Annotated in this window: 10 protein-coding genes; 6 read left to right on the top strand and 4 right to left on the bottom strand. The window is 57.0% G+C overall.

What is annotated here, in order from left to right:
- Positions 1-96: 96 nt before the first annotated feature.
- Both QZR18_RS08015 and QZR18_RS08010 read right to left on the bottom strand, forming a co-directional pair.
- Entirely contained in the window at positions 97-675 is a 579-nt protein-coding gene (locus QZR18_RS08015; RefSeq protein ID WP_178705687.1) for a type II toxin-antitoxin system PemK/MazF family toxin, read from the bottom strand.
- Between the two features lie 53 nt (positions 676-728).
- The gene (locus tag QZR18_RS08010) at positions 729-1841 is read right to left on the bottom strand and encodes a hypothetical protein (protein WP_178705690.1); all 1113 of its coding nucleotides are present in this window, start codon (positions 1839-1841) and stop codon (positions 729-731) included.
- A gap of 59 nt (positions 1842-1900) precedes the next feature.
- Between QZR18_RS08010 and QZR18_RS08005 the strand changes: the two genes are divergently transcribed.
- Positions 1901-3163, top strand: coding sequence for a deoxyguanosinetriphosphate triphosphohydrolase (locus QZR18_RS08005; protein WP_178705693.1), 1263 nt, complete (start codon positions 1901-1903; stop codon positions 3161-3163).
- Positions 3164-3227: 64 nt separating this feature from the next.
- Positions 3228-5186, top strand: a complete 1959-nt coding sequence (gene dnaG / locus QZR18_RS08000) for a DNA primase (protein ID WP_178705696.1) — start codon at positions 3228-3230, stop codon at positions 5184-5186.
- A 14-nt stretch (positions 5187-5200) separates the two neighbouring features.
- Here the strand turns inward: dnaG and QZR18_RS07995 are convergent, their stop codons facing one another.
- The gene (locus QZR18_RS07995) at positions 5201-5695 is read right to left on the bottom strand and encodes a hypothetical protein (RefSeq protein WP_178705699.1); all 495 of its coding nucleotides are present in this window, start codon (positions 5693-5695) and stop codon (positions 5201-5203) included.
- On the bottom strand, positions 5692-6696 hold the full coding sequence (locus tag QZR18_RS07990; RefSeq protein WP_178705702.1) for a hypothetical protein: 1005 nt from the start codon (positions 6694-6696) through the stop codon (positions 5692-5694). The genes QZR18_RS07995 and QZR18_RS07990 overlap by 4 nt, the downstream gene beginning before the upstream one ends.
- 70 nt (positions 6697-6766) lie before the next feature.
- Between QZR18_RS07990 and rimP the strand changes: the two genes are divergently transcribed.
- The 4 genes from rimP to QZR18_RS07970 form a co-directional block, all read left to right on the top strand.
- Complete coding sequence (rimP, locus tag QZR18_RS07985) at positions 6767-7237, top strand: ribosome maturation factor RimP (RefSeq protein ID WP_295910882.1); 471 nt, start codon at positions 6767-6769, stop codon at positions 7235-7237.
- Positions 7238-7245: 8 nt separating this feature from the next.
- A complete protein-coding gene (nusA, locus tag QZR18_RS07980) occupies positions 7246-8298 on the top strand; it encodes a transcription termination factor NusA (protein ID WP_178705705.1) in 1053 nt (350 codons plus the stop codon).
- Between the two features lie 19 nt (positions 8299-8317).
- Positions 8318-8614 carry a YlxR family protein gene (locus QZR18_RS07975; protein WP_178705709.1) on the top strand — a complete coding sequence of 99 codons (297 nt, stop codon included), beginning with the start codon at positions 8318-8320 and terminating at the stop codon, positions 8612-8614.
- A gap of 108 nt (positions 8615-8722) precedes the next feature.
- Positions 8723-9218 (top strand): translation initiation factor IF-2 N-terminal domain-containing protein (locus QZR18_RS07970; RefSeq protein ID WP_295910881.1); only part of this gene is annotated, 496 nt, incomplete at its 3' end.

Genomic DNA, 9218 nt, shown 5'->3' with positions numbered 1-9218 from the left:
CGTCGGCGGCGGCCTGCGCGGCCTCGGCCTTCAGACGTGCAATTTCAGCGGAATCGGTCATCGTGGGTCCTCGCAGTGTTGTGGTGGAAGTGGTCGTTAGGCATTCCAGTGCTGACGCAGAGCGTCGCACACGGCATTGTAGGTTGAGTGGTCTACGGTCGCTCCTTCGCGGCGAACATCGCTGGGGGCAACAATGAGTAGGCGGTCCAAGCGCACCTGACTGGGGCGGCCCTGCGGATCCCATGCGCCGGTTCCGATTGGGAACCAGTAGCGTCCCCAATGTGCCTCTTGCTCGGCATCCTTGCGGTGATCCTTGGACGTTAACTGGGCGACAACAAGTCCCTGCTGTACTCGCGAAAGCACGACAACGGGACGATCTTTGCCTTGGGTTGGGTCCTCTTCATAGGACACCCACGTCCACACGACCTCGCCGGGATCCGCATCCCCATCGGGATTCGGCTCGTATTGGAAAGGAGGGAGTCCGTGCGTGCGAACATCCCACACTTTGTTTCCCCTTCCCGAGGCCTGGGCGGCGGAGGAAGAAGAATTGCCTGCAGTGCGTGAACTGCGCGAAGAGGATGAGGAGCGCGAGGATGAGCGCGAACCCATTTCCTCTTTCATGCTTTGGCCTGCGGCCTGGATAAAGATCGCGAGAAGTCGCTTAATGAAGTCCACGTGGTCTCCAGGTGTGATGGAATAGTGATTTAAGTGTACGGGCAGTTCAGTGCTTATTCTGTGGCAAAAACGCGAGGTTGAACGCGTGCGGTTTCAAACCACGCACACTGCCCTGGCGCAAGTGGGGTATCGCTGTTGAGCTGAGTGGGTAAAACCCCCGTTGAGGCAAGGGGTCGGTGCTCTGAAGGCACAACAACAGTGGAGTCCGAAGCGTTGAAAACAACTAAAACTTGAGCGCTCATGTGAACCAAGCAATCCGGTCCAGCCCAAGCGAGGCCTCGTACGTGGGCAAGGGATCCAGTTCCCATCCCGTGCTCTTCGCGCGTACGCAAAGCTTGCTGGATCATCAGCACAAAAGAACTGGAAATGGCGTCTTTTGGCGGAGAATCAAAATAGGTAGCTCCCGGAAGGGCCAGCGCGAAAAGAGTGCGCGCACGATGAATGTCACTGTCATCGTAGGGAAGTGCAGGCCAAGCAGCGATGTGCCCCACGGGGTCGCGGTTGGCAAAGGTGTTGGCGATGGCATCGCACAGCTGAGGGTTCTTCCACTCAATGTCGAGCAAAGTGTCATTACGCAGGTGATGGAACCACGACTCTTGCAGGATTTCCTTCAAGTCCGCATCGTCCATATGCGGCAGGCTTGAGGTGAGAATAGGCAGAGTATCGGTATTAGCGACCTCGGCCATCACCAGACGAAGTAGATGCATGAACTCTTGACGCTCAGACGAATCCGGTCCGTAGTGTGTGAGCGGCAAAGTTCCAAGATCAATCCCGTCGACTTCCGCATCAACGCATGCTCGCACGCGGCCAAGCAGCGTTGTTACCGTTTCATCGTTGGAATAAGGCCCGTTGAAATCGTGCGTATTCCATTCAGCCGAAGCGGGAAGATGGACGATGATCTTGACGCCGACCCTATGGAAATGCCTCACAAGAGCAGCGAGTTCCGGATTAACGCCCCAGATCATTTGGGGAATCGGGGAAATGAGCAGAGCATCTACGCCCACTCGAGCGAACTGAATTGTTTCCTTGCTCAGTAGCTGAGCAATTTCATGATCAACACGTTGGGGGATACGGCAAATTGCAGGTGAATGCCACCAAGGGTGGGTGCCTTTCCGGGCAGCATGAACCAACGTCGTTACTACCCGGGGCCCCTTCGTTACATTCACAGCACTATTCTTGCAGTTTTAGGCATCGAAAGGGTACTTGAAGCAGTTAGGCTTATCACGTGCACACTCAGTATCCGTATAGTTCAGCAGATCGCGACCGTTTCGTTTCAGAGACTCAGAAGTCCTCTGTTCGTACAGATTTTGAACGCGATCGAGCCAGAGTGTTGCATTCTTCGGCGCTGCGACGTTTGGGTGAAAAAACGCAGGTCCTGGGGCCAACCTCTGATGATTTCGTGCGCACGCGCCTGACTCATTCCCTTGAGGTTGCACAGGTCGGACGAGAGCTTGGAAAGGAGCTCGGAGCCAACCCCGATGTTGTTGATGCCGCATGTCTGTCCCATGACCTCGGCCATCCGCCATTTGGACACAACGGTGAACGAGCGCTCAATGAACTTGCGGCTGAAATCGGTGGCTTTGAAGGGAATGCGCAGACACTACGAATCGTCGCACGCCTTGAACCAAAGGTCATCGCTGAGGAAGGTCCCGCTGGACTGAATCTCACGCGCGCAACTCTTGATGCGATTTGCAAGTACCCCTGGGCGAAAGGTGAAGGTCCGAACCGGGAAAAATCCCTGCGGAAGTATTCGGTCTACGACGATGATCGTCCGACTTTTGAATGGATGCGTGAAGGTGTAACTCCCGGGGCCCGTTGCTTGGAAGCTCAAATTATGGATCTTTCCGATGACATTGCGTACTCGGTGCACGATGTCGAAGACGCGGTTGCAACTGGAAAGATGGATCTTGAGCACCTGCGCAGCGATGCGCACACCCAAGGTGTTATCGACTCGACGATGAAGTGGTACGGGACCTCGGTTTCTGAAGACGATCTGATTCAGGCATTTGAGCGCCTAGTGACCATGCCCGAATGGCTCAGTGCTTTCAGTGGCTCCTATGCGGATTTGGCTGCTCTGAAGGACTTGACCAGCGAGTTGATCGGGCGATTCTGTAACGCGACAGTTGCGGCTACCCGTGAAATTGCAGGAGACGAACCCCTGGGTCGCTATCGTGCGGAGCTTGTTGTTCCGGCGCAAACCCGGGCGGAAATCCAGGTTCTTAAGGGGATGGCTGTCCACTACGTCATGAGTCCGCGCGAAAGCGAACCTGTTTACTATCAGCAGCGCACCCTGCTCAATGACTTGGTTGATGCTCTGATCAACGCAGGCCCCGAATATCTTGAACCGCCTTTTGCCGCTCAATGGCGCGCAACCACGGATGAGGGGAAGCGCTTGCGAGTCGTTATCGACCAAGTCGCCTCGTTGACCGATATCTCTGCCTCACGCTGGCACGCGAAGCTGTGTGGGATGCTCTCCTCCCAGCTTTAAACAGAGCTCCGGTGTCAATCCGCATGCCCCTGCTAAGGAAGTATCCACTCGCTAAACTGAACTCATGGCCGGCCTGATCCTCAAAGAAGACATCGCCGCCGTACGTGATGCCTCGCGCATTGAAGAAATCGTCGGCGAGCGTGTCGCACTGCGCCCTGCGGGTGTTGATTCTTTGAAGGGGTTGTGTCCATTCCATGATGAACGCACGCCCTCGTTCCACGTCCGTCCCTCCCAGGGGTTTTGGCACTGTTTTGGCTGTGGAGAAGGCGGGGACGTCATCAGCTTTGTCCAGAAAGTTGATTCTCTTTCCTTTACCGAGGCAGTGGAAGCCTTGGCCCTCAAAGCTGGGATTACTTTGCGTTACGAGGCCGCGGGAAGCGGGGCTCTTCGTCGCGAGGAGCCGGGTCGCCGCCAGCGCCTTCTTGATGCACACCGCGTGGCTGAGGAGTTTTATCAGGCACAGCTCGCGTCCGCAGAAGCGCACCTCGGGCGTCAATTTTTGGGCCAAAGGGGCTTTGGTGAAGCAATGTGCCGCCGTTTCGGGATTGGCTACTCTCCGGCCTCGTGGGACGCGTTGACACGTCACCTTCGTTCGAAGGGATTCACCGATCACGAGATTGAAACTGCCGGCCTGGCAACTCGGGGTAACCGCGGACTTTATGACCGTTTCCGGGGAAGACTGATGTGGCCAATCCGTGATATTACTGGCGCAACTGTTGGTTTTGGCGCTCGGCGTTTGAATGATGAGGACAAGGAATCCCCGAAGTACCTCAACACCCCTGAAACGCCGATTTATCACAAGTCTCAAGTTCTGTACGGTTTGGATCTTGCGAAGAAAGAAATCACTCAGGGACGCAGGGTTGTCATTGTCGAGGGCTACACCGATGTTATGGCTGCCCACGCTGCGGGTGTTGGCTGCGCTGTTGCAACCTGTGGCACCGCTTTTGGTGAAGAACACGTCAAGATTGTTCGCCGACTGCTGGGAGATACTGCCGATAGTGCAGCGGGAGTCGTTTTAAGTAATGGGAAGACCCATGGCGGTGAAGTGATCTTCACCTTCGATGGTGATGCTGCCGGTCAAAAAGCTGCGCTTCGTGCATTCGATATGGATCAAAACTTTGCGGCGCAGACCTTTGTCGCTGTCGAGCCCCATGGCATGGACCCCTGCGAATTACGCATGGCCCAAGGCGAGCGTGCGGTTGTGGAGCTGGTGAACTCTCGGACTCCACTTTTCGAGTTCGTCATTCGCTCCGTCCTGCGCCAATTGGATCTCAGGACTGCGGAGGGCCGCGTCAAGGCTCTTCGTGCCGCGGCTCCCGTGGTCGCTCGCATTCGTGATCGCGCTCTTCAACGCGAATACACCAGGTCGCTCGCCGGATGGATTGGTATGGATATCTCTGAGGTAGCGCGCGCGGTTCGCTCCTCTGGCAGCTCGCGCCCGGCCTCGAACGGACGCGGAGCGACTCCCGAGGCCTCGGCCCCCATGCCCGCACGGCGCGGTCCGGAAGATCCTGTGTCAAAGATTGAACGCCAGGCCTTAGAAGCGCTGGTTCAATACCCCATGTACGTGGTGGGTTCGGGATTTGAGGAACTTGGGGGAGAAGCATTCTCGGTGCCTTCCTACCGCGCAGTTCACGACGCGATTCGAGCCGCAGGCGGCCTTGACGCTTTCGTCAAACTTCTTCGTCAGGCCGAAGAACATTTCGGTAAAGGGGACAAAGCCGTGCAAGCCGCGACTCGTGCCTTCGTTGATGACGTGCGCGAGCTGATGATTCCCGAAGTTGCAGCGGTTTTGATGGAACTTGCGGTTGCTCCGCTGCCGCAGGATCGCGAAGATCAGCTTCGTGCATACTGTCGCGGAGCGATGGGAGCAATGGTGCGTTTGGACGTCACACGCAGGCTGGCCGATGCGAATGCGAACCTTCAGCGCTTGAGCGAAGATGACCCGCAGTACACCCAAGCATTCCGAGAGCTGATGCGTCTGGAAGAAGTGCGTCGCCGTTTTACCGAACGCGCACAATAGTCCTGCGGCAGGTACTACTCCAGTCCAACGCTTTCTCGCAGCTGGCGTTCGAATGATTGAGCTACTGCGAGCCCTTCATCATCCAGTGGGCCGTTGGCCGCAAGGACAGAGAATAACTCACCGTCTTCGCGTCTGCGGATCTGGCCGGTGATCACCGTTCCCGAAGGAGCCGTGATGTTTCGGACAACGATCTGCGTGCGGTTCACCTTTTCGGAAAGGTCTTCCATAAAAGGACGTATCGACGAGTCGTTGGATTGCACAATCAAAGGAGTGCGGGAAGGATCAACCCAGTTCACGCGAAGTTCCTGTTTTTCACCGTTCCATCGTGCATTTTGAATTTCGTACCACATTCCCGAATCAACAACGTGATCCTCTTCGATCAGGATCAAAGCAAAATGCCCCGAAACCAGAATTCGCGAATCGGAAAGCTCAATATGAGGCGAGTTGGCATCGCCTGCGGGAACAAGGCGTTGCCAGTTCAGTTTGGTGTTTTCACTTTCCGTGCTCATTGCAGTGTCACCACCGCTGGAATCGAGACACCGGGAGCTTGCGTCCACAGACGAACATCATCCAGTGCGGCGCGAGCACCAAAAAGTCGCACATCCTGGGAGTCTGAAGCGAAGAGATTGATATCCGCACGCATCGATGCTTGAGCAAGAGAAGAAGGGGAGTGATCAGGCATCGAACAGCGCAGCTGGCGTGTGTCTTTGCTCCCGCGTTCCAAAGAACGTGAGGCCCGATCAAGAAGTGCGTTTTGAATGGTTTCTGCAGATGTGAAGCCTTCGCTTGTTACCGCCGACTTCGGCAGTGTCTGAGCGATGCAATCCCAATTGGCCGTTGTCTGAGCGGCCTGTTCCGAGTTGGCAAAAGCAGAAGTCGTCTGTGAAGGCTGGGGGAGGACTAAATCTGAAGAGGCGCCGCTGCGAACAATCCACGAAGGCGTTTTTCCGCTTTGGTCAATCAGTCGCTGCGCCAGCACATCAACATCGTGTGTGCCCTCATCCATGTCAATCGCGTAGGCATTGGCCAATTGCACTGCCGAGGCGTAGCGCCCCAGTGCGACTGCACTGAGCTGACGTGCTTCCTCGCTCGAGGTCATGGTCGGGTTTGCCGCGGTCTGAAGATCTCGACGAGCTGAGATGACCAGCCAGGAGACGAAATCCTTTACCGTGTAGGGAGCTTCTGCAATAGCCTCGGGTTGGGGGAGTGAAGCGGCATCCTCGTGGCCCTTCCAGGGCTCCCATACTCCTCCGAGGAATTCCAAACGTTCCCGGGAACTCGTCGCTACGGCCTCGAGAGCGGAAGAGCACGAGGCGCACTGGGTGGCAAGGGACGCAAGGGAATGTGCGCGATCGGCGGCCGCGGCCTCGGTGCGCGCAGAGGTGTCTCGGGAGAGTGCGAAACCGGTCAAAGCGGGCAGGCTACTGGGAGATTCCACGTGGATTCCACACGCTCCAAGGCTAAGAGCACAGGCAGCAACGAACGCAGTGAAGAGTTTCGGGTGTTTCACAACAACATCATCCCATGGTCAAAAGACGAGTACGATTGCCTAGAATACCGTGTCGCGTGAAGGAGTGAAGGTGGCACCCACACAGATTGAAGAACAAGTCCGTGCGCTGGTTGAAGGTATTGTCACCGGGGCCGGAGCCGAACTTGATGCGGTGACTATTCTTAAGCAGAATGGCGCCCTGGTCTGCCGAATCACCGTCGAAGAGCCCCTGGGAAGCGAAAAGTTGTCCTCGGATGCGCTCGCGGATATCTCACGCGCAATCTCCAAAGCTATGGATGCCGCTGACCCGATTTCTGACGCATACATGCTGGAGGTCTCCACCCCCGGTCTGGAACGCGAATTGAAGAAACCTGACCATTGGAAGCGCCAAATTGGCGGATTGGTCAGCGTGAAGATGCGAAATGGTGACAAATTTGTGGGACGGGTCAGCAATGCCGACGATAAAGGCGCTACTGTAGATACCGGCGCTGAAAGCCACACAATTGCATATGACGAGATCAAGAAGGCGCGTTCGCGCGTCGACTTCGGCTCGTGGGAATGAGGGACGCTATGGAAATCGATATGACCGCCCTGCGAATGGTCGAACATGAGAAAGGGGTATCGCTCAATACCCTTGTGGATGCCATCGAAGAGGCATTGCTGAAGGCGTACCACAACATCCCCGGCGCAATTGCAAAGGCTCGAATTGAGATCGATAAGCGCACGGGTCGAGTAACCGTTATGGCCACCGAAGAAGACGAAGAGGGCAACCCCATCGGCGAATTCGATGACACTCCCAAGAACTTCGGTCGCATTGCACAATCCACCGCGCGTTCCGTCATTATGCAGCGCCTTCGCGATGCTGATGATCAGCGCGTTTTGGGCGACTTTGCCGGTAAGACCGGTCAGATTGTGACCGGTGTCGTGCAGCAGTCGCGCGATTCTCGCCTGACCACCGTGAGGCTGGCTGATGATTTCGAGGCCATTCTTCCCGATTCTGAGAAGGTCCCCGGAGAGGACTACTCGCACGGTACCCGCCTGCGTGCACTGATCGTTTCCGTCGAGCGTACCGACCGCGGTGCTCGCATCACCCTTTCGCGCACGCACCCCGGTTTGGTCAAGGGGCTTTTCGAGCGTGAGGTTCCCGAAATTCAACAGGGATTGGTTCGCATTAAGGCCATCGCCCGCGAGGCCGGTCACCGTTCCAAGATTGCCGTGGTTGCTACTCGCGAAGGCGTGAATGCCAAGGGTGCATGCATTGGCCCGATGGGCTCACGTGTGCGTGCGGTTATGACAGAGCTTGGTGGCGAGAAAATCGACATCGTGGACTGGTCTGAAGATCCGGCACGTTTCGTTGCAAACTCACTCTCCCCGGCGCGCGTGGCCCGCGTTGTCGTTCACTCCGTGGAGCAACGCACTGCAACCGCTATCGTTCCTGACTTCCAGCTTTCGCTGGCAATCGGTAAGGAAGGGCAAAACGCTCGACTTGCGGCACGCCTGACCGACTACCACATCGACATCCATTCCGATACTGAGAATGGCGAAGAAGGACTGGCATCGCGTTCATCTACACCGGATGACGTGATCAGTCGCTCACAATCCGATGGCTTGGAAGAGGACTGACTCGGCTAAGCTTAAAGGCGTGTCTGACTCCACTTTGATGCTTCGCACCTGCGTGGGGTGTGGATTACGCGCGCAACGTGCGGAACTCATCCGTGTTGTTGCGACCTTGGACGGGGATCTTCATGTTGATCACCGTCGTCAACTTCCCGGTCGGGGAGCGTGGTTTCATTCCGAGGCCCGCTGCCTAGACCTCGCCCGCCGCAAGCGGACGATCGGACGTTCACTGCGTCGATCAGTAGAAACGACTGACGAACAGTGGGCTGAACTGGGGAAGGAAATTCTGTCTGCGGCGCACAGGGCGCCGGACAACGAGTAGCGAAAGCGGGTTGAAAGCCCATGGGCACCCGATGAGTACCCAGCGATGAGCTGCCTGCATTATCAGTGATACGTCTCCGTTCGGGGACGTTCCCGAACAAGGAGAAAAGTGGCAAAACTGCGTGTCCACGAGCTCGCCAAAGAGCTCGGAATCCCCAGCAAGGAATTGCTGGCCTACCTGCGAGACAAAGGCGAATACGTTAAAGCTTCTTCGTCCGCACTTGAACCGCCCGTAGCGCGTGAAGCGCGCGAGCACTTTGAAAAGCTTTCCGGTTCAGCATCGGGTGACGCTAAGAGCGCACCGAAGAAGGCAGCCCCCAAGCCCAAGGCGAAGGCTTCCGCCAAGACCGCTGAAACCGCACCCGCAGCACCCGCACAGGACGACGCGCCTGCAGCTGCCGAAGCTCCCAAGCCTTCTGCTCATAAGCCTGGGCCTCGCGCTCCCAAGGCAGCAGCACCAAAGGCAGCAGCAGCCGAAAAGGCCGAAGCTGCACCCCGTGCTCCCAAGCCGGCTCCGCGCCAGGCTCGTGGAAGCAGCGAGGAAGCCCCCAAGCCTGCAGCTGGCGCTCCGAAGCCCGGAGCTCCTCGCGCCCCGCGTCCCGGTG

The organism is uncultured Actinomyces sp. (assembly GCA_900541895.1).
Taxonomy (GTDB): Bacteria; Actinomycetota; Actinomycetes; order Actinomycetales; family Actinomycetaceae; genus Pauljensenia.
The sequence above is the reverse complement of the archived record's forward strand: the minus strand, read 5'-3'. Positions and strand labels throughout refer to the sequence as shown.